Origin of the sequence: Streptacidiphilus sp. ASG 303 (assembly GCF_020991365.1) — a bacterium.
GTDB lineage: Bacteria > Actinomycetota > Actinomycetes > Streptomycetales > Streptomycetaceae > Peterkaempfera.
This window is the reverse complement of sequence record NZ_JAJLRA010000001.1, coordinates 287,354-312,300: the sequence shown is the minus strand read 5'-3', so window position 1 is coordinate 312,300 and position 24,947 is coordinate 287,354. Positions and strand designations below refer to the sequence as shown.

Sequence of the window (24,947 nt, the reverse complement as noted above, 5' to 3'; positions counted from 1 at the left end):
GCACCGGCCCCGCCGCCCGCGCCGCCACCGCCCGCACCGCCGCTGCGGCCCGCCGCCCGGCGGGGCCTCAGGGTTGCGCGCGGCGGTGCGGGCGCCCTGTCACCGGCAGCGCGTCACCGACGGCGCGTCACCGAGCGCCGCCGCAGCGCGAGGCCGACGAGCAGCAGGACGGCGCCGGCCGCCGCGTACCCGGCCGAGACCGGCAGCGACGGGCCGCCCGTCGCGGCGAGGCCGGGGCCCCGCCCCGGAGCCGCGCGGTGCCTCGCCGACCGGGCGGCGCGGGCGGCGGGGGCGCCGGTCCAGCGGGCGCGGGCCGAGGCGCGGACCACGGTCGGCTCGGACGCCGCCAGGACCATGGTCTGGCTGTGCTCCCGTGCGCCCCAGGGCTCGCTGGTGAGGATGCGGCCCACCGGCAGGGACTGCCGGGCGGAGACCGTGAACTCGGCGCTGCCCGCCCCCGCGCCCTCGGGGATCCGCAGGTAGAGGCCGGTTCCGGGCTGCACCCGGGCGGGGAGGGGGGCGCCGCGGCGGTCGACGGGCACCACGCCGGCCCGGCGTGCGGCCGGGTCCAGCCCGGTCTCCAGTCCGCCCGACGCGCCCTGGACGCGGAAGGGGCCCAGCGTCCCGCCGGCCCGGCCCGCCCCGCCCGGCGGCAGGAGCGAGAGGCCCGCGGCGGGCTCCGCCCCGCGCCCGGCGTTGCGGACGAGCCAGGCGGCCAGGCCGCGGGCGTCCGCGTCGACGGGCGACGCGTCGAGCCCGTCGGAGAAGTGCCACAGGGCGGCCTGCGTGCCGGCGGCCGCGTCGTCCGCGGTCAGCGACGCCTCGGGGACTCCCGCCTCACGAGCGGCCTGACGAAGCGTCAGGAAGGGGTAGGAGTGGCGCAGGACCCACCCGACGCGGTCGAGGTTGCGGACGGCCGAGGCCCTCGGGTCGCCCCAGGCCGTCTCCCGGTAGCGGGTGCCCGGCTGCGCGTCGTGGTCCACGTCCACGCAGTACGCGCGCAGCTCCTCCCCGCCGGGGGTCCTGAGCAGCAGCAGTCCGGCGGGGACCTCGTGGCCCTCGACGGTCACGAGGCCCGCGTCGGCCATGGGCTCCTCGAGGCGGGCGTCGGCGGCGGGACGGGAGGCCGGCTCCGGCGGCGCCGCGGCGGCGGGCGCCGACGGGAGCAGCGCCGACAGGACGGCGGCCGGCACGGCGGCGGCCGCGAGCACGGCGTGGGGACGGCGAAGGCGTGGCATGACTCTCCTGGGAATGAACGGCGGCAGGACGGCCCCGGGGGCCGCGGCCGCGCCGAGGACGGGACGCCTCCTGGGAGAGGTCAGGAGAGCGCCGCGGTGGCGCGCCGCCCGACGGGGCACGGGGCGGTCGCGGCGGAGGTGCGCCGCGCGGTCCCGGTCCTTGCGGCCGCCGCTGGGGGCGGCCCGTCGGTGCGCTGCAGCGAACGTACCAGAGCCGCCCGCCTCCGGCGGAGGGGACGGAGGAGGCTCCGGACGTCCGCCGCGGGGCGTCCGGTGCCCCTCCCGGAGCCCTCCCGAGGGGGCGCCGCACGCCCGCCCCGGGCGCCGCCCGGACCGCCGGGGCGGGGCCGGCGCGGTGCGACACCCCCGGTGCCTTCACCTGGACGAGTGCTTCGGCCGGCCCGGCACCGGAAGCGCTCCACCTGCGCCGACGTGCCTGCGGTGGCTGTTGCTTGATGGTCCGTTCGGCTCACGGGGCGACAGCTGCGGCGCTGCGGCTCGGCCGCCCGGCGGCCCCGCGGACCGTACGATCGAGCCGGGCGAGGGGAGGTACACACCGACCCGAGGTGAAACAGAGATGTACGCACGTATTGCCAAGGCTGCTGCAGTCGCGTCACTGGCGGCTGCCGCCTCCATCGGCGGGCTCGCGGGAACCGCGTCGGCCGCTGCGCCGGCCTCCGTCGTCACCGGTGGATACGGCCACGGCGGCGACTACGGCCGGGGCGGCGACTACGGCCGCGGCGGCGACCACGGCTACGGCCGGGGCGACTACGGCCACGGCTACGGCGACCGCTGGGGCCGCGACTGCGACGACCGCTGCGACCGCGGCTGGGACCGGGACCGCGACTGCGACCGCTGGGGCCGCCGCTGGGACCGGGACCGCGACTGCGACCGCTGGGGCCGCCGCCACCACCGCCACCACCGCGACTGCGACCGCTGGGGCCACCGCCGTCACCACCGTGACTGCGACGACTACGGGTACGGCGGCGGGTACGGCGGCGGGTACGGCCGCGGGGTCGTCATCCTCTGACCGGATGACCGGCCCGGACCCTGAGTGACCGGTGTGCGGGGCCCGGAGGTCGTCCTCCGGGCCCCGCCCCGCCGCGGTCGTGCGGCGGGAGCCGGTCCGAACCGTCCGGCCGGTGCCGACAACACCGCGCCGCGGCGCCGGCTGGGGCTTTCCGGCGGAGCACGTCCGCCGGAAAGCCAGGGCCGATGGTCCCTGGTTTCGGGGCGCCACGGCACAGGCCGCGCGCGGGGGCGGACGTTATTCTGCCGAAATCATGTTGAACACTGAATCACTTTGCCCGAGGGCGCCCGAAGAGGCCGACCCCGGCGTCGCCGCCCTCGTCGCGGCCGTGAGCGCGGGCGACGACCCGCACATCAGGGACCTCCTGCGCTGCCTCTCCCTGTACGCCGACACGCGGCTCCTCCGCCAGCTCGGCCGGGCGCTGCGGGACGTGCCCGACCACTGAGCCGGTTCCGGCCCCGCCGCGCACCCGCCGTGCATGCGCCCTGCACCCGCCGCGCACCCGCCGGACACCCGGACATCCGGGCCCGATGCCGATGCCGATGCCGATGCCGGTGCCGGGCGTGGAGGCCGGTCGGTGCACCCGGGAGTGCGGGCCGCCGACGCCCCGCTCACGGGGCGGGGGAGCGGCCCGGGCCGGGGTCCGGCGGGAAGAGGCCGAGCAGGTCCACCGCGCGCGCCCGTGCCGTGTCGTAGGCCCGGCAGCGGTCCAGGGCGATCCCCAGCAGCTCGGCCGTGGCGACCAGCAGCGGCTCGTCCTGCGGGCCGAAGGCGTGCGGCCGCTCGAACGAGAGCAGGCAGGCGGCCGCCCGGCTGGCCGCCGGCACCGGCAGCGGAAGCGCGGCCCACGACCGGCGCCGGAGCCCCGGGAGGACCGCCGTGAGGTGCGGGTACCGCTCCGCCAGGTCCTGCCGGGACGGGACGAAGACGGGGAGCCGCAGGCGCAGCGCGTCGCACAGCGGGAGGCGCGACTCCAGCGGCAGGCCCGCGGTGGCCGCCATGTCCTCGGCGGTGTGGCCGACCGAGGTGATCACCTGAAGGCTGCCGCCGTCGTCCTCGGCCAGGACGATCGCGTCCGCACCCAGCAGTTGGAGCGACCGGCACGCCGCCGCGGCCAGCTCCTCCGTGCCCGCGGCCGAGGCCGCCTCGGCGGCCAGGGCGAGGATGTGCTCCTGGCACCGCAGCTGCTGCCGCAGCCGGGCCGCCTGCCGCCCGGCCGCCTCGAACTCGGCGGTCACGTCCGTGACGCGGCCGCGCACCACCCCGGGGGAGCCGTCGGCCCCGGCGACGCAGGAGGCCTCCGCCCGCAGGTGGCCGGGACCGCCCTCCCGCCGGACGCGGTAGACCAGCTCCCAGCTGCCCGGCCTCCTCCGTACCCGGTCGAGCGCCAGGGACATCCGCCGCTCCTCCCCGGGCGGCAGCAGCCGCAGCAGCAGTCCCAGGGGGACGCGGGCCCGCCGGTCCAGCCCGTCCAGCCCGTGCAGGCGGGCGAAGCCGTCGTCGCAGCGGACGGTCCCGGTGGCGAGGTCGAGGGTGAACTCCCCGCACTCCACGGCGCGCAGCCGCAGCGGGTCCGACCCCTCGGGCGCCCGCCACGACCGGGGCACCGGCCAGGACCGGGAGACCGGTGCGGACCGCGGGACCGGTGCGGAGCCGGGGGCCGCGACCGGACCCCGGCTCCGGCTGGGCCCGAGGTGCCGCGTGCGGGCGGCCCGCCGTCCGCACGTGCCCACCAGGGCGGCCGCCCGGGCCAGGAAGCGCTGCTCGCGGCCGTTCCAGCGGTGGGGGCCGGGGCGCAGGCAGACCAGCACCCCGCCACCCGCCGGGAGCGCCGCCCAGGCCGCGGGGCCGGAGGCGGCAGGCAGCGGGAAGGGCCGCCGCAGCCCGGACCCGAACAGCACGGCTCCCTCCGCCGCGGCACGGAAGGCCGGCCACCGGGACTCCGGCAGCGGTCCGGGCTCCGGGGACCACTCCGGGGGCAGGCCCGCGGACGCGTCCGGCAGGAGCCGCCGTCCGCCCGGTTCGTCGAGGAGCATCAGGGACCAGCCGACCCGCCCGAGGGGGCCGGACACCGCCAGCAGCGCCTCGGGTACGTCGTGCGGCCCGTCGGCCCGGAGCAGCAGCCGATGCAGTCCGCCGAGGGCTGCTGCGCCCGCGGAGCGGACCGGGATTCCTGCGGTCATCTGTGCGACTGCCTTCTCATCGCGTATCCACTCGCCCCGTGCACACACGTCCTGCGCGCAGATTCTAGGGGGGGACGGAGGTTCTTATCCGTTGTCCGTGAAAGACGGCGGCCCTGCCTGGAAAAGATTACGAAAAGCCTTTCCAGCGCGCATTTTCTGGCTCTTGCCGATGGGTATCGACCTTGCGGTGTCGCTCTTCGACCGGATCGGTTCGCGGCCTGCCGCGGCCCCGCCCCGGCGGGGCGGTGACAGAACGGCTACCGGCGGGTAGCGTCTCCCGTGCCGTCCGGCGGCCGACGGTCGGCGGTGCCCCGCCGGACTCGTGGAGGAGCCGAACCGTGAGCGAACCGGACAGCGACGCCGAGGCGTTCTTCGAGCGGGTGGCCGAGGACCGCTTCCGGCCCACCCTCCTCACCCGGGGCCCCTGGAGTCCGCACACCCAGCACGCGGGACCGCCCGCGGCGCTCCTCGGCCGCGCCGTCCAGGACCGCCCCGGTGCCCGGGAGGACATGCGGCTGGCGCGCGTCACCTTCGACATCCTGCGCCCGGTCCCGATCCGCCCCCTCACGGTGGAGACCCGGCTGCTGCGCCAGGGCCGCGGCACCGAACTGGTGGAGGCGTCGCTGCGTCCCGACGGGGAGGCGGAGGTGATGCGGGCGACGGCCCTGCGCATCCGCACCGAGCCGGGGGCCCACCCGGCGGTGGCGCCCGGCCCCGCCCTCCCCGGGCCCGGGGAGGCCGAGCCGGAGCCCTTCTACCCGGTGCCGTGGGAGACCGGCTACCACACGGCCGTGGAGTGCCGGTTCGCCGCGGGCTCCTTCCTCGGCCGCGGGCCCGCGACCTGCTGGATGCGGATGAGGGTGCCCCTGGTCGCGGGGGAGAAGACCTCCCCGCTGGAGCGGGTGCTGGTGGCGGCGGACTCCGGCAACGGCGTCAGCAACGTGCTGGACTTCGCCTCCCACGTCTTCGTCAACCCCGATCTGACGGTCCACCTGCACCGCCACCCGGTCGGCGAGTGGGTCTGCCTCGACGCGCGCACGGGCGTCGACGACGCCGGGCTCGGCATGGCCGAGGCCGCGCTCCACGACGAGCGGGGCCCGATCGGGCGCAGCGTGCAGAGCCTGTTCGTCACGCGTCGCTGAACCGCGGCCCGCCCTGGGCGCCGGGCAGGCCGCGGTTCAGGGACGCCGGACTGCCGGGCGCGGCCGGGCCGCCCGGCGGCCGACGGGGTCGGAGCGCCTCGCGGAGAGGCTCTCAGAGGGTCTTGACGAGGCCGCCGTCGATCGTGACGTCGGTTCCGGTGATGTTGGCGGTGCGGTCGCCGGAGAGCATGAGGACGAGGTCGGCGGCCTCGTCGGGGCGGGTGAAGCGGCCGGTGGCGAAGCCGCCCGCGCCCTCGATGATCTGCTCCCGCGCGGTGTCGGGGTCCACGCCCGTGGCGGCCGCGACCTGCTGGGCGAGGCCGCCCTCGCCCACCCGCATGTCGGTGGAGACCGGGCCGGGGGCGACGGTGTTGACGCGGACGCCCTGCGGCCCGACCTCCTTGGACAGGGCCTTGGAGAAGTTGGTCAGGGCGGCCTTGGACGCCGCGGTGTGGTCGATGATCCCCGGGTCGGGCAGGAAGGCGTTGACCGAGCTGACGGTGACGATCGAGCCGCGCGAGGCCGGCAGGGAGGGCAGCGCGGCACGGCAGGCGCGCACCGCGCTCATCAGGTTGGCGTTGAGGGTGGTCAGCCAGTCCTCGTCGGTGACCGAGAGGAAGCCGCCCAGGCGGGGGTGGAGGACGCCCATGTTGTTGACGAGGACGTCGACGCCGCCGAAGCGCCCGACGGCGGTGGCGACGAGCCGCTCCACGCCCTCGGCGGTGGCCAGGTCGCCCGCCACCGGGACCAGCCCGTGGGAGGCGGCGAGCTCCTCCAGGCCGGGGCCGGGGCCGGGTCCGGGGCCGGGGTTGCGGGCGCCGGCGACCACGTGGGCGCCCTCGGCGGCGAAGGCGCGGGCGACGGCGAGGCCGATGCCGCGGCTTGCGCCCGTGACGACGACGGTCTTGCCCGTGGGGGGCAGGTCCATGGCCGCTTCTTTATGGATTGATTGATACAAAATAAGGACAGGCGCAGTCGGTCCGAACGGCCACCGGGGCACCCGGGTTCCCGGGCCGGTCCGGCGGGGTCCCGGACCCGCGGGCCGGCTCAGTCCAGGGTGGTCAGGGCGGCCTCGACGGCTCCCTCGAGGAAGGTGCGGTCGGCGCGGGCCTTGCCCATGACGCGCATGCCCTGGATGAAGGTGGTGAGGAAGCGGGCGAGGGCGACGGGGTCCTTGTCCGGGGCGAGTTCGCCGCGGGCGCGGGCGCGCTCCAGGGCGCCGGCGAGGGTGGACTCCACCAGGCGCATGGTGGCGGCGACGCGGTCGGCGGTGGCCGGGTCGGAGGCCCGTTCGGTGGCGGCGTTGACCATCAGGCAGCCGCGTTCGGGGTCGCACAGGTCGGCCTCGGCCATGGCGGTGAGCGCCGCCCGCAGGGCGGGGCGGACCTCCTCGGCCGACTCCAGGTGGGCGATGAGCGCGCCGGCGTTGCGGGAGCAGTAGCGCTCCAGCGCCAGCGCGTACAGCTTCTCCTTGGAGCCGAACGCCGCGTACAGGCTGCCGCTGCCGATGCCCAGCTCCGCGATCAGGTCCTGCATCGAGGTCGCCGCGTAGCCGCGGCGCCAGAACAGGTCCATCGCGCGCTCGACCGCCTGGTCGGTGTCGAACTCCCGGGTGCGTGCCATGGCTTCACCGTAGCCGTTCTGGAATGAACAAGCAAATATAGCCCGGGGTGAGAAGCCCCCTGCCCGCGGGCCCGCCGCCGCGGCCGGACCCCGGCGCCGGCCTCAGCCCCGGCGGTGGTCGCCGGTCGCGCCGTCCGCCAGCTCGCGCAGGACGTCCATGTGGCCCGCGTGCCGCGCGGTCTCCGTCGCCATGTGGACGAGGACGAAGCGCAGCGACACCGCGTCGCCGAACCAGGCCGTGCCGACGGCGTCGAGGTCCAGCTCCGCGATCGTCCGGTCCGCGGCGGCCCGGGCGCGTGCGTAGAACGCCACGACGTCCGCCGTCGACTCGTGCGGCTCCACGCGCAGGTCGGACTCCTCGTCGGCGTCCAGGTCGAAGGGCAGCGGGCCGGTCTCCCGGCCGAAGGCCTCGCAGAACCAGCCGAGCTCGGCGCCCGCCAGGTGCTTGACCAGGCCCAGCAGGTTCGTCCCCGACGGGGTCATCGGCCGCCGCAGCCGCTCGTCGTCCAGGCCCTCGATCTTCCACAGCACCGCGTCGCGGTGCCGGTCGAGCGCCCGGTGCAGGATCTCCTTCTCGCCGCCGGTCAGCGGCCTCCCCTTCGTCATGCGCGGACCCTAGCAGCCGGATCCGACCCGGCCCGCAGCCCTCTCCCCGGCCCCCCGTGCGGCCCGCCCTGCGGCTCCGCCGGCCGCCCCCCGCGTCCGGCGCGCCCTGCGCCGCGGCCTCAGCGGCCGCCCCGCAGGCGCTCCAGGTCGCGCCGCTCGCGCTTGGTGGGCCGCCCCGCGCCGCGGTCGCGGACGCCGGCCGCCGCGGCCTCCTCGCGGGCGGGCGGCGGCGGGCTGTTGTCGACGTAGCACTCGGCGGCGACCGGCGCCCCCACCCGCTTGCGCACCAGCCGCGAGACCACCACGACCCGCTCCCGGCCCTCCTGGCGCAGCCGCACGACGTCCCCCGGCCGCACCGCGTGGGCCGGCTTGACCCGGTCGCCGTTGACCTGGACGTGCCCGGCCCGGCACGCCGCGGCGGCCAGCGCGCGCGTCTTGACCAGCCGCACGGACCAGATCCAGCTGTCGACCCGCACGGGCCCCTCGTCCGTAGCCATGCCCTCGACCCTAGCCAATCGCCGCGGCGGGCGGCGGCCCCCGGGCGGCCCCCTCCGCCTCCCCTCACCTCCCGGGGGACCCGCACCGCGGCCGCGCCGCCGAACCCCTGCTCACCCGTCCCCGCCGAGCCGGCCCGGCCGGCCGCCGCGCGGGCCGGCCTGCGGCGCGGTCCCGCCGCCGCGCCGGGGCGCGGACCGCCCCGGCGTGCGGCCCCCCGCCCCCGGGGCGCGCCCGGGGACCGCCGCGAGCTGCGCCTCGGCGCTGTCCAGCAGCATCTCCAGCGCCGTCGGGTAGGCGCTGCGGTTCATCCGCTCGACCAGCAGGTGGGCGGTGGCGGCGATGTGCGGGTGGGACTCGGCGGGCAGCCGCGCGTACGTCGCCCGCCACACCTCCTCGTCGGCCCGCCGCGCGGCGTCGGGCAGTGCCAGCGACGCCGCGTCCAGGGCCGCGAAGGCGAGGCTCTGGTCGATGAACGCCTGGTAGATCCGCACGGCGGAGGCGTCCGGGAAGCCCGCCGTGCGCAGCAGCCCGAGGACCGCCTCGTCCGCGGCGACCTCGTGGCTCCGGCCGGTGACGCGGCTCGCGGTCAGCACCGCCGCCTGCGGGTGGGCCAGGTAGGCGGAGTGGATGCGCAGGCCCAGCTCCCGCAGGTCGGCGCGCCAGGCGCCCGAGGGCTCCCAGCCCCGCAGCGCCCGCCCCACCAGCTCGTCGCCGATCGCCAGGGTCAGCTCGTCGATGCCGCGGAAGTACCGGTACAGCGTGCTCGGGTCTGCGCCCAGGGCCGTGCCCAGCCGCCGCACGGTCAGGCCGCCGCTGCCGTGCTCGCGCAGCATCCGCAGGGCCGTCTCCACGATGAGCGCGTGCGAGAGCACCCCGCCCTGCTTCGTCGGGCGGCGCCGCCGCCGGTCCGACTCCGGCACCACCTGCTTGGCCACGGCCGCCCCTCCGCTCCCGGTCCCCGGACCGGCCCGCACCGGCGGCGGGCCCGCGTCCACCTTATGCCAACCCCATTGACGTTCGCCGACGGTGTGGCGTTCCCTCTCCGTCGGAGGCCGCCGCGCCTCGTCGGAAGACCCCGGAACGGAGATGCCCCATGCGTGTACTGCTCGTCGGAGCCGGGGGCGTCGGGACCGCGATCACCCGGATCGCGGCCCGCCGCCCCTTCCTCGGCCACATGGTCGTCGCCGACCGCGACCCCGCCCGCGCCGAGACCGCCGTCGCCGCCCTCGGCGACGAGGGGAGGCGGTTCACCGCCGCGGCCGTCGACGCCTCGGACCGGGCGGCGGTCGCCGCCCTCCTCGTGGAGCACCGCTGCGACGTGCTGCTGAACGCCGCCGACCCCCGGTTCGTCATGCCGCTCTTCGACGCCGCCCTGGAGACCGGGGCGCACTACCTCGACATGGCGATGTCGCTCTCGCACCCGCACCCCGAGCGCCCGTACGAGGAGTGCGGTGTCAAGCTCGGCGACGACCAGTTCGCGCGGGCCGCCGAGTGGGAGGCGGCCGGCCGGCTCGCCCTGGTCGGCATGGGCGTGGAGCCCGGCCTGTCCGACGTCTTCGCCCGCCACGCCGCGGACGAGCTCTTCGACGAGATCGAGGAGGTCGGCGTCCGCGACGGGGCGGACCTCACCGTCGAGGGCCACGACTTCGCCCCGTCCTTCAGCATCTGGACCACCATCGAGGAGTGCCTCAACCCGCCCGTGGTCTACGAGGCCGGCCGGGGCTTCTTCACCACCGAGCCCTTCAGCGAGCCGGAGGTCTTCGACTTCCCCGAGGGCATCGGCCCGGTCGAGTGCGTCAACGTCGAGCACGAGGAGGTGCTGCTCGTGCCCCGCGCGGTCGACGCGCGGCGGGTCACCTTCAAGTACGGGCTCGGCGAGGACTTCATCGCCACCCTCAAGGTCCTCCACCGCCTCGGCCTGGACCGCACCGAGCCCGTCACCGTCCCCGGCCCGGACGGCCCGGTCCGCGTCTCCCCGCGCGACGTGGTCGCCGCCTGCCTGCCCGACCCGGCGGCGCTCGGCGAGCGCATGCACGGGAAGACCTGCGCCGGGACCTGGGTGAAGGGCACCCGCGACGGCCGGCCGCGCGAGGTGTACCTCTACCACGTGGTCGACAACCAGTGGTCGATGAAGGAGTACGGCTGCCAGGCCGTGGTGTGGCAGACCGCCGTCAACCCCGTCGTCGCCCTGGAGCTGCTGGCGACCGGCGCGTGGAGCGGCGCCGGCGTGCTCGGCCCCGAGTCCTTCCCGGCCCGGCCCTTCCTGGACCTGCTCACCGCCTACGGCTCCCCGTGGGGCATGCGCGAGCAGTAGGCCGCCCCCGGCCGCCCGCCGCACCCCGGCGGGCGGACCACCCGCGCGGGGCGGCGGTCCGGCGGTCTCCGGCGTCCGGCCCGCCGGCCCGCGTCCGGCGGACCGGCCCCCGCCCGGTGGGCCTGGCGGCTCCTCCGCCGATGTGCGCCCCCGGTCCGGGCCCGCCCCGCGTCACCGGGCCGGCCGCTCCCCGCCGCCGTCCCCGCCCGCGCCGCCATTCCCGCCCGTGTCGGCGCCCCGGCCGTCCCCGTCGTCCCCGTCCTCGGGGCGGTCGCGCCCGCCCGGGGCGGCGGCCACCTCGTCCACGGCCAGCTCGTGCCCCGCGTCGCAGCACACGTGGACCTGCACGGGCGCCCCGCAGCCGTGATGGGTGAGGCGGACCGGGGGCCCCTCGGGCCCCGAGAGGTGGCGGTCGCCCCAGCGCATGAAGGCCAGCGCCACCGGGAGGAGGTCCCGGCCCCGCTCGGTCAGGACGTACTCCTGGCGGGTGCGCCGCCCCGGCTCCCGGTACGGGTGCCGTTCGAGGAGGCCCGCGGCGACCAGCTCCCGCAGGCGGGACGCGGTCACGGCCTCGGTGATGCCGACGCGCCGGGCGAAGTCGTCGAACCGGCGCGTGCCGTAGAAGGCCTCACGCATCAGCAGGAGGGCGGAGCGGCTCCCGACCGCCTGGACGGCCCGGTCGAGGGAGCAGCGGTCCGCGGTCCACGCGTCCCGGTCGGCGAGGGCGCCCTCCAGGCGCATGGCATCGGTCTCCATGGCTCCACGGTATCTCCGGCCGTTTCTGGCTTGTGGCATGCATAGCCAGCATCTAGCCTTCTGGCTATGAGAATCCATAGCCAGGCAGGGCGTACCCGCTGGATCCTCCCGGTGCTCTCCACGGCCGCCTTCATGGCCGGCCTCGACCTGTTCATCGTCAACGTCGCCTTCGACGACATCGGCCGCGAGTTCGGCAGCGGGTCCCTCTCGGACCTCAGCTGGGTCCTCAACGCCTACGCGATCCTCTACGCGGCCCTGCTGGTGCCCCTCGGCCGCCTCGCCGACCGCTTCGGCCAGAAGGCCGGGTTCCTCGCCGGGCTCGCGCTGTTCACCCTCGGCAGCGCGGCCTGCGCCGCCGCGGGCGGCCTGTGGACCCTGGTCGCCTTCCGCGGGGTGCAGGCCGTGGGCGCCGCGGCGCTCACCCCGACCAGCCTGGGCCTGCTGCTCGTCGCGGTCCCGGTCGAGCGCCGCAGCCGCGCGGTCCGCATCTGGGCGGCCGCCGGCGGCCTCGCCGCCGCCGCGGGACCGGTCGCCGGCGGCCTGCTGGTCGAGGCGTCCTGGCGCTGGGTCTTCCTCGTCAACGTGCCGATCGGCCTCGCCGCCCTCGCCGCCGCGGCCCTGACCGTCCCCGGCACCCGGCACGACCGGGTCGCCCCGCTGCCCGACCTCGCCGGCGCCGGCCTCCTCCTGGCCGCCGTGGGCGCGCTCTCCCTCGGGCTGGTCAAGGCCCCCGACTGGGGCTGGGGCAGCCCCGCCGTCCTGGCCTGCTGGGCGGCGTCCGCCGCCGGTCTGGCGGTCTTCCGCCGCCGCTGCCTGCGCCATCCGGTACCCGTGATCGAGACCGACCTGCTGCGGGTGCCGGCCTTCGCCTGGTCCAACGCCACCGCGCTCGCCTTCACCGCCGCGTTCGCGGCCGGCCTGCTCGCCACCATCCTCTGGATGCAGCAGGTGTGGCACTACTCCGCGCTGCGCACCGGACTGGCCGTCGCCCCCGGTCCGCTCATGGTGCCCCTGCTCGCCGCACTCGCCCAGCGCGTGGCCCACCGGATTCCGGCCGGCCGGATCGCCGCGGCCGGATCGGCCCTCTTCGCCGCCGGCGCCGTCGTCCTCCTCCTCAGCCTCGGGGCGCGTCCCCACTACGCCGCCGACGCGCTCCCCGGCTGGCTCCTGACCGGTGCGGGGGTCGGCCTCGCCCTGCCGACCATCCTGTCCTCCGCGACGGCCGCGCTGCCCGCGGACCGGGCGGCCACCGGCAGCGCCGTCGTGAACATGAGCCGCCAGGTGGGGGCCGTCCTCGGCGTGAGCGTCCTGGTGGCCCTCGTCGGCGGCCCGCGCGGGTACGCGGCGGTGCACGCCGCCTTCGTCCACGCCTGGTGGACCGTGGCGGCCGTCTCCCTCGCCGCCGCGCTCCTCGCCCTGCGGATGAGCCCGCGCACCCCCGTACCGGCCGGGCCGGCCGCGTCCGCCCCCTCCGCCCCGCCCGCCGGGTCCACCGCCTCCGCCGCCTCCTCCTGGTCCGCCTCATCCGCTGCATCCGCCGCGTCCGCCGACAGCGCTTCCGGAGCCGCCCGACCCGGACCCGTCCCGCCCCGCCCGTGACGCCCCCGCCCCACCCGCCGCCTGCCGGGCGCCCGCGCCGACCGCCTGCCGCAGGCCCCGGGAGCCGGTGCGGACGAGCCGGGGCCGGCCGCCCCCACCGGCCGCGGGCGCGAGGTCCTGCCCGCGGTCGGACGGGGCCGGGGCAACGCCGAGACCGCCGAACGGCCCCTCCTGCCGGAGCCGACGGTGAAGCGCACGCGGGCCGCGTCCCGGCCGGGCCCGGCGCCCGTGACCGCGTCCACGCCGTGACGATCGCCTGCGGCACCGGCACCGGCACCGGCCCCGTCCGCCCGGACCGTCCCGGGCGCCGTCCCCGGTGCCCGTCGTGCCCCGCGGACCGCGACGTCAGGAGGGCCGGCGCCCCTCCGGGCCCGGGGGAGGGGCGGCCTCCGCCTCCGGGCCGGGCCTGCCGCCGCGGGCCGCCCCGACCAGGCCGCCCACCAGGAACCCGGCGGCGACCAGCCCGAACACCACCGCGCCCTGCACGTTGCCGTCCCACGTGTCGTGCCCGAGGTCCCGGGCCGTGCGGGCGCGCGCCGGGTGCCCCGGGTCGTACACCACCGCCACGATCCTGCCGGGGAAGTCCCTGGCGAGCGGGGGGTCGTCCGCCGCCAGGTCCAGGTCCGCCAGCACCGGGCCCGAGGGTGTGTCGAACCGCACGGTCGCGCTCAGCGCGTACCCGTCCTCGGAGCGGTCGGTGACCTCCACCACCGTCGCGACGGCCGTCCGGCCCCGCTGGCGGAGCCCCTCCACCGTCCGGTGCTCCCCGACGGCGGCCCGCACCTCGAACCCGGAGGCGGCACCGAACACCAGGACCCCCGCGAGAGCCGCCCAGACCGCACGCCGGCGGCGCTCCCCCGGCAGGCCCCGCAGCGCAGCGGCCGCGGCACCCGGACCGCGGACCGGCGGGGGTGCCGTCGCTTCCCCGTCCTCTTCCGCCGCCGCCTCCCCGGCGGCCCGGCGGGCCGTGCCCCTCCGCGACACCACCAGGTTCACCAGGCCGAACACGACCACCGCCCCCAGCGGGACGGCGAACGCCCTGCGCGCGTCCGCCGGGACGAACAGCAGCATGAACCCGGCCCCCGCGAACAGCGACAGCACGTCCATCCAGGCCGGGCGCGGGCGGCCGCCCCCCGGGAGCCGCCGGAGCCCCTTCCGGTCCCGTGCGTCCATCTCCACCTCCGCACGTCTGTGCGGTGTTGGACGCCCAGGGTGTCCGTACGGTTGCCCTCCGTCGCCGTGCCCCCCGTCCGCGTCCCGGCGGGCCGCGGACGCGGCGGTCCCGGCCCGCGGCGGTCCCGGCCCGCGGCGGTCAGGGAGCCGTCGGGCGCCGCCTCGCCGTGCCGGGTCAGGCAGAGGTGCCGGGCGGCTGTCCCCGTCGTCCGTGAGGGCTCCTGCCGGTGTCCGCGGGCGTGGTCCGCGACCGTGCCCGCCGCTCCGAGGGGACGCCGCCGCCCCGGCCCGGATTCCCGGGCGCCGCACGCCCCTCCGGCGGCGGACCGCCGCCCGTCCGGCAGGATGGCGGCCATGCGCATACTGATCATCGGCGGCACCCGCTTCGTCGGACGGGCCGTCACCGAGGCCGCCCTGGCCGCAGGCCACGACGTGACCCTGCTGCACCGCGGCCGTACCGGACCCGGCCTGTTCCCCGAGGCCGAGCACCTGCTCGCGGACCGCGACGGCGACCTGTCGGTCCTGGCCGGCCGCTCCTGGGACGCCACCGTCGACGTCACCGCCTACCGCCCGGCCCAGGTGCGCGCCCTGGCGGCGGCGCTGCCCGCCTCCCGCGCGGGCCGGTACGTGCTCGTCTCCAGCACCGCCGTCTACGACGCCCCCGCCGCGCCGGGCTTCACCGAGGACTCCCCGCTGCGGGTGCTCGCCCCCGGCGCCTCCCGGGAGACGGTCGACAGCGGCACCTACGGCCCGCTCAAGGCCCTGTGCGAGGAGGCGGCGCGGGAGCTGTACGGACCGGAGACCCTGGTGGTCCGGCCGACGTACGTCATCGGGCCGCACGACCACACCGACCGCTTCACGCACTGGGTGCGGCGGATCGCGCGCGGCGGCGAGGTGCTGGCGCCGGGCAGGCCCGAGGACCCGGTCCAGCTCGTCGACGCCCGCGACCTGGCCGCCTGGACCGTCGCCATGGCGGAGCGGTCCGGCGGCACCTTCCACGCCGTCCACCCCGCGCCCCCGTTCACCTTCGGGGACATGCTCGGCGTGATCGCGGCCGAGGTGGCCCCGGCGGGCACCGTGCTGACCTGGGTGGGGGAGGAGTTCCTGGAGGCGGAGGGGGTGGACGACACCGCGCTGCCGCTCTGGGGCGGGGGCAGCCCGTTCGGGACCGCGGCCAACACCGCCGACCCTGCCGCCGCCCTCCGGGCCGGCTTCGCGCCGCGGCCCCTCGCGCAGTCCGTGCGGGAGATCCACGGGCTCGTCCACCTCGCGCCGGAGCTGCCGGGCCGGCTCTCCGCCGGACAGGAGTCGGAGCTCCTGGGGAAGTGGGCCCGCACCCGCGGCTGAGCGCCTCCCGCCGCCGGGGCCTGCGGCCGCCCGCGAGGCGCGCCGCCCGGACGGCCCGGCGCCGGTGACCGGACGGCTCCGTCCCGCACGGGCCCATGCCGGTCCCGCGCGGACGCAGCCGTCCCCCACGGACGCAGCCGCTCCCCAGGGGTGCGCCGGACCGGCGCACCCTCCGCGGGGCACGCCGGGGGCGGCGGCCGGGCGGGCCGTGCCATGATCCTCCCGAGGCGGTCCGACGGGGCCCGGACGGGAGGCGGAAGACGGTGCTGCACCTGCCGGAGGGCCTGGCCACGCCCGCCCTCGTGGTCGACGCCGACGTGCTGGAGGCGAACGTCGCGCGCATGGCCGCGGCCGCGCGGTCCGGCGGCTTCGCCCTGCGTCCGCACGCCAAGACCCACAAGTGCGCGGAGATCGCCCGCCTCCAACTGGCGTCCGGAGCACGCGGGCTGTCGGTGGCGACGGTCGGCGAGGCCGAGGTGTTCGCCGGGGCGGGCGTGGACGACCTGTTCGTCGCGTACCCGGTGTGGGTCGACCGGGACCGGGCCCGCCGGGTCCGCGCGCTCGCCGACACGGTCGCGCTGCGGGTCGGCGTCGAGTCCGCCGAGGGCGCCCGGCGGCTCGGCGCGGCCGTCCGCGGCGCGGACCGCCCCGTCCGGGTCCTGGTCGAGGTCGACAGCGGCAACCACCGCACCGGCGTGCGGCCCGCCGACGCGGGCGCCGTCGCCGGGGCGGCGGCGGACGCGGGCCTGGACGTCGCCGGGGTGTTCACCTTCCCCGGCCACGGGTACGGCCCCGGCGCCGACGCGCGCGAGCGGGCCGCCCGCGACGAGGAGCACGCCCTGGGCGAGGCCGCGGAGGCGCTGCGCGGCCTCGGGTTCGACGTCCGCACGGTCAGCGGCGGCTCGACGCCCACCGCGGGGCGCTGGCGGCCCGGCCCGGTGGGCGAGCTGCGGCCCGGCGTGTACGTCTTCAACGACGCCACCCAGCTCGCCATCGGCACCTGCGCCGAGGACGAGGTCGCCCTGGCCGCGGCGGCCACCGTGGTCGCCGTCCCGGCCCCGGACCGCTTCGTCCTGGACGCCGGGAGCAAGGTCCTCGGCTCGGACCGCTCCCCGTGGGCCCCCGGCCACGGGCACCTGCCGCGCTTCCCCGGCGCGGTGGTCGACGGGCTCTGGGAGCACCACGCGGTCGTCCGCCTGCCGCAGGGCACGCCCGGCCCGCGGCTCGGCGAGGTGGTCGCCGTCGTCCCCAACCACGTCTGCACGCCGGTGAACCTCGCCGACGAGCTGCTCGTCGCCCGCGGCGGCGCGGTGGTGGACCGCTGGCGGGTCGCCGCGCGCGGGGCCAACACCTGACGGTCCGTCACCAGGTCCTCCACCGCCGGAAACCCGGTGGCACGGCCGCGCCGCCCCGGGCGACGATGGCCCCATGGAGGAGCCGAGGCGCCGCATCCGCGCGCAGTACACCCCGTCCACGGTGACCGTCTACCAGGCGTACGCGCCGGACATCGGCCTGCCCGCGGCCCGCGACGGGCGCTTCCCGCCCGCCTGGAAGCGCGACCGCATGACCTGGGTCAAGCCGTCGTTCCTCTGGATGATGCACCGCTCCGGCTGGGGCGCCAAGGACGGCCAGCAGACCGTCCTCGCCGTCGAGATCACCCGGGAGGGGTTCGCCTGGGCCCTGGAGCGCGCCTGCCTCTCCCACCACGACCCGGACGTGCACCCCGACCGCGACGCGTGGCGGCGCGCGCTGGCGCAGGCCCCGGCCCGCGTCCAGTGGGACCCCGAACGCGATCTGCACCTGCGGCCGCTGCCCCACCGCTCGCTGCAGCTGGGGCTGAGGGGCGAGGCCGCCCGCAGGTACGCCGACGCCTGGACGGTCGGCATCACCGACGTCACGCCGCTCGCCCACGAGGTCCGTGCGCTGGTGCGCGCGGGCCGGACGGACGAGGCGGCCCGCCTGCTGCCCGCCGAGCGCCCCTACCCGGTCGGGCCCGGCGCCCTGGCGCACCTCGTCCCCTGACCCTGCCGCGCCGGCCGGCCCCGCCGAAAACCTGTTGCCCCGGCACCCGCGCCGCCCGCAGGATGCGCCCATGACCGCGACCACCGCCCCCCTGCCGCCGACCGCCGCCGCCCGACCGGTGGCCGGCCGACAGCAGCAGGCCGCCGTCCCGGGGAGGCCCGACCCCGCGCTGCGGTGACCGCGGCCCTGGTCGCGGGGGCCCTCGCCGGGTACGGCATCGCCGTCCCGGTGGGCGCCGTCGCGACGTACCTGCTCTCGCTGTCCGCCCGCACCTCCCTGCGCACCGGGGCCGCCGCGGCCCTGGGCGTGGCGACGGCCGACGGCCTCTACGCGCTGCTCGCGGCGGCCGGCGGCTCCGCGCTCGCCGGGCTCCTCGCCCCGATAACAGGCCCGCTGCGCCTGGCCTCGGCGGCGGTGCTCCTCGCACTCGCGCTCCGCAGCACCGTCGCGGCCGTCCGCGCCCACCGCGCGGGCTCCGGCCAGGACCCGGCCGGCGAGGCGCCCGTCGGCCCCGGCCGCGCCTATGCGGGGTTCCTCGGCCTCACGCTGCTCAACCCCACCACCGTCGTCTACTTCACGGCGCTGGTGCTGGGCAGCCGGACCGCCTCCGCCGCCCCGGGCCGCGCGGAGCAGGCGGCCTTCGTCCTCGGCGCCTTCGCCGCGTCCGCGAGCTGGCAGCTCCTCCTCGCCGGCGGCGGGGCGCTCCTCGGCCGGGTCCTGGCCGGCCCCCGCGGCCGGCTCGCCACCGCCCTGGCCTCCGGCGCCCTCGTCACCGTACTCGCGGTCCGCCTGCTGCTCCCGTCCTCCTGAGGGGGGCCGGGGACGGGGGCCTGTCCCCAGGCCCCGTCAGTCCTTGGGCAGCGCCTGGGCGGACCAGATGGTCTTGCTGCTTGCGGAGTAGCGGGCCCCCCACTGGTCGGCGAGCTGGGAGACGATGAACAGCCCCCGCCCGCCCTCGTCGACGGTGCGGGCGTGCTTCAGGTGCGGGGCGCTGGACCCGGCGTCGCTGACCTCGCAGGTCAGGGCCTGGTCCAGGATGAGGCGCAGGCGCAGCGGCGGGGTGCCGTACCGCACGGCGTTGCCGACGAGCTCGCTCACGATCACCTGCGTGGAGTAGGAGGTGTCCTCGTCGACCCCCCAGGCGGCGAGGCGGCGGCGGGTCTCGGCCCGTGCCGCGCCCGCCGCCTCGGGCCCCTCGGGGAGGGGGAAGTCGGCGATGCGGTCCGCGGGGAAGGCCCGGGTGCGGGCGAGCAGCACGAGGTCGTCGCCGGTGTGCGCCGTGCCGTCCGCGTGCACGGTGCCGGACTGGGTGGCGCCGGTGTGGGCGTAGGCGATCTCGTCGCACAGGACCGGCAGGGGCCGCCGGCCCGACCGCTCCAGCACCTGCCGCAGGGCACCGGAGCCGGAGAGGGCGCCGGCGAGGGACGGGGTGCACAGCACCAGGGTGCTGTCCTCGGCCAGCTCGACGACGGCGGCCGGGAACGGCTCGTTGTCGCCGCCCGCCAGCGGCGGCCCCTCCGGGACGTCCAGGAGCCCGACGGTCCCGTCGGGGCGGACGACGGCGGGCGGCGGGTGCCCGGCCCGGGCGATCGTGCAGCGCAGGGTGAGGGGGTCGTACACCGCGATGACGCAGCCGGCGGTCAGCGCCTCCTGGTGCAGGGGGTCGCCGGGCGGCAGGGCGACGCGTTCCTCCGCCAGGCGGGCTGCGGCGTCGCTCAGCCGGGCCATGAGCTCGTCCGGCTCCAGGTCGAGCGCCGCGAGGGAGTGGATGACGGTGCGCAGCTGGCCCATGGTGGTGGCGGCCTGGATGCCCCCGCCCGCGACGTCGCCGACCACCAGGGCGGTACGGGCGCCGGGCAGTGCGATGGCGTCGAACCAGGCGCCGCCGCCCTCCGGGCCGGACAGGTGCAGCGGGGCGATGTCCACGGCGGTCCGCACGGAGGGCCGCTGCGGCAGCAGGCGCCGCTGGACCGTGGCGGCGATGGTCCGCTCGCGGGTGTACCGGCGGGCGTTGTCGACGCAGAGGGCGGTGTGCGCGCACAGCTCCACGGCCAGCGCCACGTCGTCCTCGTCGAAGGGCGGGGACTCCGCGCAGCGGTAGAGGCTCACCACGCCCAGCCCCGCCCCGCGCAGGGCCAGCGGCGCCGCGATCATCGAGTGGGCGCGGGACCGCAGGATGGCGTCCGCCCGGGCGGGGTCCGCGCCCAGCCAGGGGCTGTCCGGGGACAGGGGGACCAGGCGCGGCCGCAGGTCGGCGAGGACCCGGGCGAAGGGCGTGCCGTACGGGAGGCGGCGCACGTCGCCCACCGGATAGGCCGAGACGAAGCCGTGGAAGGCGGCCCGGCGCAGCGGCACGTCCCGGTCCAGCGGGACGAGCGGTGGCTCCTCGCCGCGCACCACCTCGTCCACCACCTCCACCACCGCGATGTCGGCGAAGGAGGACGCCACGACGTCCACGAACTCCCGGCAGGTGGCGACCACGTCCAGCGTGCGCCCCACGCCCTCCCGGACCGAGGACAGGACCCGCATCCGCGCCCGCCCGGCCTCCCGGTCGGTGACGTCGACGACCGCCGCCACCAGCCCCCGCGCGCCCCCCGGGTGCTCCTGGACCCGGAAGGTCGAGACGGAGTAGACGCGCTCGCCCCGGTCCGGGCCGGGGCGGGCCCGGACCAGGCGGTCCACCGAGGGGACGCCCGTCTCCAGCACGCGACGGGCCGCGGCCTCCTCCCCGGCCGGGTCCACCAGCCCGTACGCCTCGGTGAGGTGCCGGCCCACGAACTCCTCGACCGTCCTGCCCTGCATGGCCCGGGTCGCGTTGTTCACCCGCACCACGCGGAGCCGGTCGTCGAGGACGTGCAGCCCCACCGGCGACCGGGTGAACAGGGCCTTCAGGACCGCCGCCCCCAGGGCGTCCGGGCCTGCGGGGCCGGCCTGCCGGACCGCCCAGAGCACCGAGCCGCCCCGGATCAGCGGCCGCACGCGCAGCTCGCCCACCGGATGCCCCTGCGGGAGCCGCGGTCCGTCCCCCTCGGGGTCCCCGGCCCCCGGGACGAGGCAGGTCACGGGACGCCCGACCACCTCGGCCGCAGCCAGGCCGAACAGCTCCTCGGCCCGGTGGCCCCACTCCGCCACCAGGCCCCTGCCGTCCACCACCATCAGCACGTCGTCGTCCGCCACCGGGCCCCTACCTCCGCCGTCCGCCTGCCCTGCCCGGCGCGGGCCAGCCCCGACCGCCGGGCAACTCCTCCCAACGGCCCAGTGTGCGTCCGGGGGCACCTCCCCGGCGTCCGCACCCCGGGGCGGTGCGGCCGGGAAGGGGCCGGGCGGCCGGCGGGCCGGGGGGCGCCCGGTCACACCCGCTCGTCCCGGGCCCGCTCGCCCTGCCGCACCCCGGGGGCCGCACGCGCCGGACGCCTCAGCAGGCCGCCCGGGGCGGCCAGCGCCAGCACCAGCAGCAGGCCCTCGACCACCAGGCTCGCCACGCCCAGCGGCTCGCCCCAGTTGCCCACGTCGTCGTGGTAGTCCGGCAGCCCGGGCCCGCGGGAGAGCACGTACCCGAGGATCGGCCCCAGGGCGACGCCGGCGGCGAGCAGCCACCCCGTGCGGACGGCCCCCGCCAGGAGCAGCACCGCCGCCAGCACCGCGGCGATCTCCAGCGCGTGGTACCCGACGCCGATGTAGGAGGGGTCCTTGGACCCGGGGATCCCGCCCTGGTCCACCACGTGCACCGCGGCCACCGCCAGGCAGAGCACGGCGCCCGGCAGCCTGGTCCCCAGGGGGGACGTGCGGGGTGTTCGGTGGGGGGGCACCATGGCTGCTCCTCGGACGGGGGGTGCTCCGGACGCTGCACACCTGTGGAACCGGCGCCTGCCCGGTCACAGGGGTTGATGCGGCCCTGCGCGGAAAAAAGGGCAAAAGTGGAGTAAAGGCCCCGGCCTTCCCGGTCGCGCGGCGGGTGCCGGACGGCCCGCAGCGGGCAGGCGGCCACGGGAGAGGGGCCGACGGGGCCCCGCCCCGGAGGAGGACCCCATGGCGGAGACCGCCACCACCGCGACCACCGCGACCACCGCGAACCCCGGCACCGGACTGCTGGCCGTCTACCTCAACGACCACCTCACCGGCTCCGCCGCCGGGGTGGAGCTGGCCCGCCGGATGGCCCGGGTGCACGCCGGGACGGCCGTCGGCCCGGACCTGGCGCGGCTCGCGGCCGAGATCGAGGAGGACCAGGGGGCGCTCACCGACCTCATGCGGGCCCTCGGCGTCCCGGTGCGGCGGCACCGGATCCTGCTGGGCCTGGCGGGGGAGAGGGTCGGCCGCCTCAAGCCGAACGGCCGCATCGTCCGCCGCTCGCCGCTCAGCACCGTCACCGAGCTGGAGGCCATGCGCCTGGGCGTGCTCGGCAAGCTCCAGTGCTGGCGCGTCCTGCGCCACCGGGCGGAGCGGGACCCGCGCGTCCCGGCCGCCCGGCTGGACACCCTCCAGGAGCGGGCCGAGCAGCAGGCGGGCCTGCTGGAGGACCTGCGCCTGCGGGCCGCCGACCGGCTCCTCGCGGTGGACTGAGACGCCGCGCCGCGGCCCCGGGCGGGCCGCCCGCCGCCGGCCCCCCCGGGGAGGCCCGCCCGGGGCCGGCGGCGGGAGGCGGCACGGGTGGGCGGAGCGCCGGTGGGTCGCCTAGATTGTGGGGAGCGGACCTCGCCGCTGGACAGCGGACGGGCAGGTGAGGGTGTGACGTCAGCGGAGACCGACTACGCGGCGCTGTTCGCCGCCACGCCGAGCCCGTACCTGGTGCTGGGGCCCGACCTGGTCATCACCGACGTCAACGACGCCTATGTGGAGGCCACCGGGTACGGCCGCGCCGACCTGCTGGGCCGGTACGTCTTCGACGCCCTCCCCGAGAACCCCGTGCAGCCGGACACCGGCGGCGCGGCGGCCCTCAAGGCATCCCTGGACCGGGTCCTCTCCTCGCGGTGCCGCGACACCATGGCCGTCCAGCGCTACGACATCCCCGCGTGCGGCCGCCCGGGGGTGTTCGAGGAGCGGTGGTGGAGCATGGTGAACACGCCGGTCCTGGCCCCCGACGGCTCGGTGGCCCGGGTCATCCACCGCGCCGAGGACGTGACCGCGTTCATGTACTCCCGCCGCCGGAGGAGCCGGCCGCCGCCGCGGCCCGGGCCCGGCGGCCCCCCGGAAGCCGGCCCCGAACCCGGCCGGCGCCTCGACCCCGGCGCCGGTGGGCAGGCCGACCCCACGGAGTGGGAGCAGGTCATGGAGGCCGAGCTCTACGTCCGCGCCCGCGAGCTGCAGCGGCTCAACGAGCAGCTGCGGAAGGCCCACGCCCGGGAGCGCGAGGTCGCCCTCGTCCTGCAGAACTCGATGCTGCACGCCCCCGACCTGGGCCGCCACCCCGACGTGGCGGTGCGCTACCTGCCGGCCGTCGGGTCGCTGAACGTGTGCGGCGACTGGTACGACCTGGCCGACCTGCCCGGCGACCGCACCGCGGTCGCCGTCGGTGACGTCGTCGGCCACGGCCTGGAGGCCGCCAGCGTCATGGGCATGCTCCGCAGCGCGCTCAGCGCCGCGATCCGGGCCGTCCCCGGACCGGCCCAGGCGCTGGAGGTCCTCGGCCTGTACGCGCGGTCCGTCGAGGGTGCGCTCGCCGCCACCGCCGTGCAGGCCGTCATCGACACCAAGACCCGCATCGTCATCTACAGCAGCGCCGGCCACCCGCCGCCCGTGCTCCTGCACCCCGACGGCTCCCACGAACTGCTCGACGTCGCCACCGACCCCCCGCTCGGGGCCAGGCCCGAGCACGTCCCCCGCCCCCAGGCCAGCCGGCCCTACCGCCCCGGCGACACGCTCGTCCTCTACACCGACGGGCTCATCGAGCGGCGGGACGAGGACATCGACGCGGGGCTGCGCCGCCTGACCGACGCGCTCGCGTCCTGCGGCCGCATGGGGGTGCAGCAGCTCGCGGACACCCTCCTGGCCCGTCTCGGGGTCGGCGGCGGCGGCGCGGACGACATCGCCCTCCTCGCCATCCGCCTCTGATCCCGGCCTCCGGTCCCGGTCAGCCGGTCCGGCCGCGGGGTCCTGGCAGGGGCGGCCCGGCCGGGTGCGGTCCGGTACGGGAGCGGTCAGGCCGCGCCGTGGCCCCCGCCGGGTGGTCCGGCCACGGGGTCCGGCCCCGGCCCGCTCCGGGCCGGGGCCGGACCCCGTGGCAGGCGTCGGCGGCTCAGCCGACGGTGGTGACGACGACCTCGCGGTCCGCCAGGAGCGGGACGATGCGCTCCACGGCGATCTCGCGGAAGTGCGCGCTGGTCCGGTGCGCCTCCAGGGCGTCCCGGTCGGCGTACCGCTCCACGAGGACGATGTCGCCGTCCGCGTCGCCGTCCGGCCGGTACGCCCGGTAGCCGAGGCAGCCGGGCTCGGCCAGCGAGGCCGCGACCAGGCCGGGCAGCGCCGCGTCCACCTGCGCGCGGCCCTCGGGGGAGGGGGTCCAGCGGGCGATCACGACGACCTCGCCGGGGCGGGCGCCGGCCAGCGGCCAGGGGGAGGTGCTGTCGCTCATCGGGTGTCTCCTGCTCGTGCGGGTGCGGGTGCGGGTGCGGGTGCGGGTGCGGCGTGCGTGCGGTCGATGGCGCGGGTGCTGGTGCGGGGCTGCGGGGGCCGGAGCGGATCCGGCCCCCGCCCTGCGGGTGCCCGGCGCCGTCCGGGTCAGGCCTCGGCGGACCGGTCGAGGACCTCGGCCAGCGCCTCGCCGACGCCGGTGGCGGAGGCCGGGTTCTGGCCGGTGACCAGGCGGCCGTCGACGACGACGTGGGCCGCGAAGTTCTCGGCGGCGCTGTGCTCGGCGCCCAGCTCCTCCAGGCGGGTCTGCAGGTGGAAGGGGACGACGTCGGTCAGGCCCACCGCGGCCTCCTCGGCGTTGGTGAAGGCGGCCAGCCTGCGGCCGGCGACCAGGGGGGAGCCGTCGGACAGGGTGATGCCGACCAGGCCGGCCGGGCCGTGGCAGACGGCCGCGACGGCGCCGCCGGCCTCCCAGACGTCCCGGGCGATGCCCGCGAGGGCCGTGCTGCCGGGGAAGTCCCACATGGTGCCGTGGCCGCCGACGTAGAGGACCGCGTCGTAGTCGGCGGGGTCGACGTCCTCCGGCCGCCGGGTGGCGGCCAGCTGCGCGGAGATCCGCGGGTCGTCGAGGAAGGCCTGCTGGACCGGGTCGGAGGTGTCCACGCCGTCCATCGGCGGGCGGCCGCCGCGGACGGACACCAGGTCGACCTCGTGGCCGGCCCCGGTGAGGACCTTCCACGGGTGGGCGGCCTCGGAGAGGTAGAAGCCGGTGGTGCGGCCGGTGTCGCCGAGGCGGTCGTGGCTGGTGAGGGCGAGCAGGACCTTGCGGGTGCGGGGCATGTCGTTCTC

Annotated in this window: 23 protein-coding genes and 1 pseudogene; 11 read left to right on the top strand and 13 right to left on the bottom strand. The window is 78.0% G+C overall.

Features of this window, described 5'->3' with window-relative positions; genetic code table 11:
* Positions 1–113: 113 nt before the first annotated feature.
* The gene (locus tag LO771_RS01385) at positions 114–1,238 is read right to left on the bottom strand and encodes a thioester domain-containing protein (protein WP_230647465.1); all 1,125 of its coding nucleotides are present in this window, start codon (positions 1,236–1,238) and stop codon (positions 114–116) included.
* Between the two features lie 577 nt (positions 1,239–1,815).
* Between LO771_RS01385 and LO771_RS01380 the strand changes: the two genes are divergently transcribed.
* Both LO771_RS01380 and LO771_RS01375 read left to right on the top strand, forming a co-directional pair.
* Complete coding sequence (locus LO771_RS01380; protein ID WP_230647463.1) at positions 1,816–2,268, top strand: hypothetical protein; 453 nt, start codon at positions 1,816–1,818, stop codon at positions 2,266–2,268.
* Between the two features lie 253 nt (positions 2,269–2,521).
* Positions 2,522–2,713: a hypothetical protein gene (locus LO771_RS01375; RefSeq protein ID WP_230647461.1), complete on the top strand. Its 192-nt coding sequence runs from the start codon at positions 2,522–2,524 to the stop codon at positions 2,711–2,713.
* A gap of 166 nt (positions 2,714–2,879) precedes the next feature.
* Here the strand turns inward: LO771_RS01375 and LO771_RS01370 are convergent, their stop codons facing one another.
* Entirely contained in the window at positions 2,880–4,451 is a 1,572-nt protein-coding gene (locus tag LO771_RS01370; RefSeq protein WP_230647460.1) for a GAF domain-containing protein, read from the bottom strand.
* Between the two features lie 338 nt (positions 4,452–4,789).
* Between LO771_RS01370 and LO771_RS01365 the strand changes: the two genes are divergently transcribed.
* Positions 4,790–5,593 carry a thioesterase family protein gene (locus tag LO771_RS01365; protein WP_230647458.1) on the top strand — a complete coding sequence of 268 codons (804 nt, stop codon included), beginning with the start codon at positions 4,790–4,792 and terminating at the stop codon, positions 5,591–5,593.
* Between the two features lie 112 nt (positions 5,594–5,705).
* Here LO771_RS01365 and LO771_RS01360 read toward each other — a convergent pair whose 3' ends face one another.
* The 5 genes and pseudogenes from LO771_RS01360 to LO771_RS01340 form a co-directional block, all read right to left on the bottom strand.
* On the bottom strand, positions 5,706–6,521 hold the full coding sequence (locus LO771_RS01360; protein ID WP_230647456.1) for an oxidoreductase: 816 nt from the start codon (positions 6,519–6,521) through the stop codon (positions 5,706–5,708).
* Between the two features lie 119 nt (positions 6,522–6,640).
* Positions 6,641–7,216: a TetR/AcrR family transcriptional regulator gene (locus LO771_RS01355; RefSeq protein ID WP_230647454.1), complete on the bottom strand. Its 576-nt coding sequence runs from the start codon at positions 7,214–7,216 to the stop codon at positions 6,641–6,643.
* Positions 7,217–7,318: 102 nt separating this feature from the next.
* Positions 7,319–7,822 carry a DinB family protein gene (locus LO771_RS01350; RefSeq protein WP_230647452.1) on the bottom strand — a complete coding sequence of 168 codons (504 nt, stop codon included), beginning with the start codon at positions 7,820–7,822 and terminating at the stop codon, positions 7,319–7,321.
* 119 nt (positions 7,823–7,941) lie between these two features.
* A pseudogene (locus LO771_RS01345) lies at positions 7,942–8,304 on the bottom strand (S4 domain-containing protein); the annotation flags it as partial.
* Between the two features lie 126 nt (positions 8,305–8,430).
* Entirely contained in the window at positions 8,431–9,255 is an 825-nt protein-coding gene (locus LO771_RS01340; protein ID WP_230647450.1) for a TetR/AcrR family transcriptional regulator, read from the bottom strand.
* A 158-nt stretch (positions 9,256–9,413) separates the two neighbouring features.
* On the opposite strand from LO771_RS01340, the gene LO771_RS01335 reads away from it, so the two are divergent.
* Positions 9,414–10,634 (top strand): saccharopine dehydrogenase family protein, encoded by a 1,221-nt coding sequence (locus tag LO771_RS01335; RefSeq protein ID WP_230647448.1) that lies wholly within the window; start codon positions 9,414–9,416, stop codon positions 10,632–10,634.
* Positions 10,635–10,805: 171 nt separating this feature from the next.
* On the opposite strand, the gene LO771_RS30945 is transcribed toward LO771_RS01335, so the two are convergent.
* Positions 10,806–11,390 (bottom strand): helix-turn-helix domain-containing protein, encoded by a 585-nt coding sequence (locus tag LO771_RS30945; RefSeq protein ID WP_304944746.1) that lies wholly within the window; start codon positions 11,388–11,390, stop codon positions 10,806–10,808.
* 66 nt (positions 11,391–11,456) lie between these two features.
* On the opposite strand from LO771_RS30945, the gene LO771_RS01320 reads away from it, so the two are divergent.
* The gene (locus LO771_RS01320) at positions 11,457–12,989 is read left to right on the top strand and encodes an MFS transporter (protein ID WP_230647446.1); all 1,533 of its coding nucleotides are present in this window, start codon (positions 11,457–11,459) and stop codon (positions 12,987–12,989) included.
* A gap of 345 nt (positions 12,990–13,334) precedes the next feature.
* Here LO771_RS01320 and LO771_RS01315 read toward each other — a convergent pair whose 3' ends face one another.
* Positions 13,335–14,162: a DUF3592 domain-containing protein gene (locus tag LO771_RS01315; protein WP_230647444.1), complete on the bottom strand. Its 828-nt coding sequence runs from the start codon at positions 14,160–14,162 to the stop codon at positions 13,335–13,337.
* Positions 14,163–14,516: 354 nt separating this feature from the next.
* Here LO771_RS01315 and LO771_RS01310 point away from each other — a divergent pair, with 354 nt between their 5' ends.
* From LO771_RS01310 to LO771_RS01295, 4 genes are all read left to right on the top strand, one after another.
* Positions 14,517–15,509, top strand: a complete 993-nt coding sequence (locus tag LO771_RS01310; protein ID WP_230647442.1) for an NAD-dependent epimerase/dehydratase family protein — start codon at positions 14,517–14,519, stop codon at positions 15,507–15,509.
* A gap of 263 nt (positions 15,510–15,772) precedes the next feature.
* Positions 15,773–16,864, top strand: coding sequence for an alanine racemase (locus tag LO771_RS01305; RefSeq protein ID WP_230647440.1), 1,092 nt, complete (start codon positions 15,773–15,775; stop codon positions 16,862–16,864).
* Between the two features lie 73 nt (positions 16,865–16,937).
* Positions 16,938–17,531, top strand: coding sequence for a DUF4291 domain-containing protein (locus LO771_RS01300; protein WP_230647438.1), 594 nt, complete (start codon positions 16,938–16,940; stop codon positions 17,529–17,531).
* A gap of 174 nt (positions 17,532–17,705) precedes the next feature.
* Complete coding sequence (locus LO771_RS01295) at positions 17,706–18,341, top strand: LysE family transporter (RefSeq protein WP_230647436.1); 636 nt, start codon at positions 17,706–17,708, stop codon at positions 18,339–18,341.
* A gap of 36 nt (positions 18,342–18,377) precedes the next feature.
* Here LO771_RS01295 and LO771_RS01290 read toward each other — a convergent pair whose 3' ends face one another.
* Both LO771_RS01290 and LO771_RS01285 read right to left on the bottom strand, forming a co-directional pair.
* Entirely contained in the window at positions 18,378–20,708 is a 2,331-nt protein-coding gene (locus tag LO771_RS01290) for a SpoIIE family protein phosphatase (protein WP_308188803.1), read from the bottom strand.
* A 173-nt stretch (positions 20,709–20,881) separates the two neighbouring features.
* The gene (locus LO771_RS01285; protein WP_230647434.1) at positions 20,882–21,343 is read right to left on the bottom strand and encodes a hypothetical protein; all 462 of its coding nucleotides are present in this window, start codon (positions 21,341–21,343) and stop codon (positions 20,882–20,884) included.
* A 217-nt stretch (positions 21,344–21,560) separates the two neighbouring features.
* Here LO771_RS01285 and LO771_RS01280 point away from each other — a divergent pair, with 217 nt between their 5' ends.
* Complete coding sequence (locus LO771_RS01280) at positions 21,561–22,091, top strand: hypothetical protein (protein ID WP_230647432.1); 531 nt, start codon at positions 21,561–21,563, stop codon at positions 22,089–22,091.
* Positions 22,092–22,256: 165 nt separating this feature from the next.
* A complete protein-coding gene (locus LO771_RS01275; protein WP_230647430.1) occupies positions 22,257–23,579 on the top strand; it encodes a SpoIIE family protein phosphatase in 1,323 nt (440 codons plus the stop codon).
* A 184-nt stretch (positions 23,580–23,763) separates the two neighbouring features.
* Here LO771_RS01275 and LO771_RS01270 read toward each other — a convergent pair whose 3' ends face one another.
* Both LO771_RS01270 and LO771_RS01265 read right to left on the bottom strand, forming a co-directional pair.
* Positions 23,764–24,099, bottom strand: coding sequence for a putative quinol monooxygenase (locus LO771_RS01270; protein WP_230647428.1), 336 nt, complete (start codon positions 24,097–24,099; stop codon positions 23,764–23,766).
* A 146-nt stretch (positions 24,100–24,245) separates the two neighbouring features.
* A complete protein-coding gene (locus LO771_RS01265; RefSeq protein ID WP_230647426.1) occupies positions 24,246–24,938 on the bottom strand; it encodes a type 1 glutamine amidotransferase domain-containing protein in 693 nt (230 codons plus the stop codon).
* Positions 24,939–24,947 lie beyond the last annotated feature (9 nt).

What these genes read in the sequence shown, in the direction of transcription:
- LO771_RS01375 (WP_230647461.1), top strand. Translation starts at nt 2,522, where the DNA reads ATGTTGAACACTGAATCACTTTGCCCGAGGGCGCCCGAAGAGGCCGAC.
- LO771_RS01335 (WP_230647448.1), top strand. Translation starts at nt 9,414, where the DNA reads ATGCGTGTACTGCTCGTCGGAGCCGGGGGCGTCGGGACCGCGATCACC.
- LO771_RS01380 (WP_230647463.1), top strand. Translation starts at nt 1,816, where the DNA reads ATGTACGCACGTATTGCCAAGGCTGCTGCAGTCGCGTCACTGGCGGCT.
- LO771_RS01315 (WP_230647444.1), bottom strand. Translation starts at nt 14,162, where the DNA reads ATGGACGCACGGGACCGGAAGGGGCTCCGGCGGCTCCCGGGGGGCGGC.
- LO771_RS01310 (WP_230647442.1), top strand. Translation starts at nt 14,517, where the DNA reads ATGCGCATACTGATCATCGGCGGCACCCGCTTCGTCGGACGGGCCGTC.
- LO771_RS30945 (WP_304944746.1), bottom strand. Translation starts at nt 11,390, where the DNA reads ATGGAGACCGATGCCATGCGCCTGGAGGGCGCCCTCGCCGACCGGGAC.
- LO771_RS01285 (WP_230647434.1), bottom strand. Translation starts at nt 21,343, where the DNA reads ATGGTGCCCCCCCACCGAACACCCCGCACGTCCCCCCTGGGGACCAGG.
- LO771_RS01320 (WP_230647446.1), top strand. Translation starts at nt 11,457, where the DNA reads ATGAGAATCCATAGCCAGGCAGGGCGTACCCGCTGGATCCTCCCGGTG.
- LO771_RS01265 (WP_230647426.1), bottom strand. Translation starts at nt 24,938, where the DNA reads ATGCCCCGCACCCGCAAGGTCCTGCTCGCCCTCACCAGCCACGACCGC.
- LO771_RS01280 (WP_230647432.1), top strand. Translation starts at nt 21,561, where the DNA reads ATGGCGGAGACCGCCACCACCGCGACCACCGCGACCACCGCGAACCCC.
- LO771_RS01355 (WP_230647454.1), bottom strand. Translation starts at nt 7,216, where the DNA reads ATGGCACGCACCCGGGAGTTCGACACCGACCAGGCGGTCGAGCGCGCG.
- LO771_RS01370 (WP_230647460.1), bottom strand. Translation starts at nt 4,451, where the DNA reads ATGACCGCAGGAATCCCGGTCCGCTCCGCGGGCGCAGCAGCCCTCGGC.
- LO771_RS01385 (WP_230647465.1), bottom strand. Translation starts at nt 1,238, where the DNA reads ATGCCACGCCTTCGCCGTCCCCACGCCGTGCTCGCGGCCGCCGCCGTG.
- LO771_RS01360 (WP_230647456.1), bottom strand. Translation starts at nt 6,521, where the DNA reads ATGGACCTGCCCCCCACGGGCAAGACCGTCGTCGTCACGGGCGCAAGC.
- LO771_RS01350 (WP_230647452.1), bottom strand. Translation starts at nt 7,822, where the DNA reads ATGACGAAGGGGAGGCCGCTGACCGGCGGCGAGAAGGAGATCCTGCAC.
- LO771_RS01270 (WP_230647428.1), bottom strand. Translation starts at nt 24,099, where the DNA reads ATGAGCGACAGCACCTCCCCCTGGCCGCTGGCCGGCGCCCGCCCCGGC.
- LO771_RS01300 (WP_230647438.1), top strand. Translation starts at nt 16,938, where the DNA reads ATGGAGGAGCCGAGGCGCCGCATCCGCGCGCAGTACACCCCGTCCACG.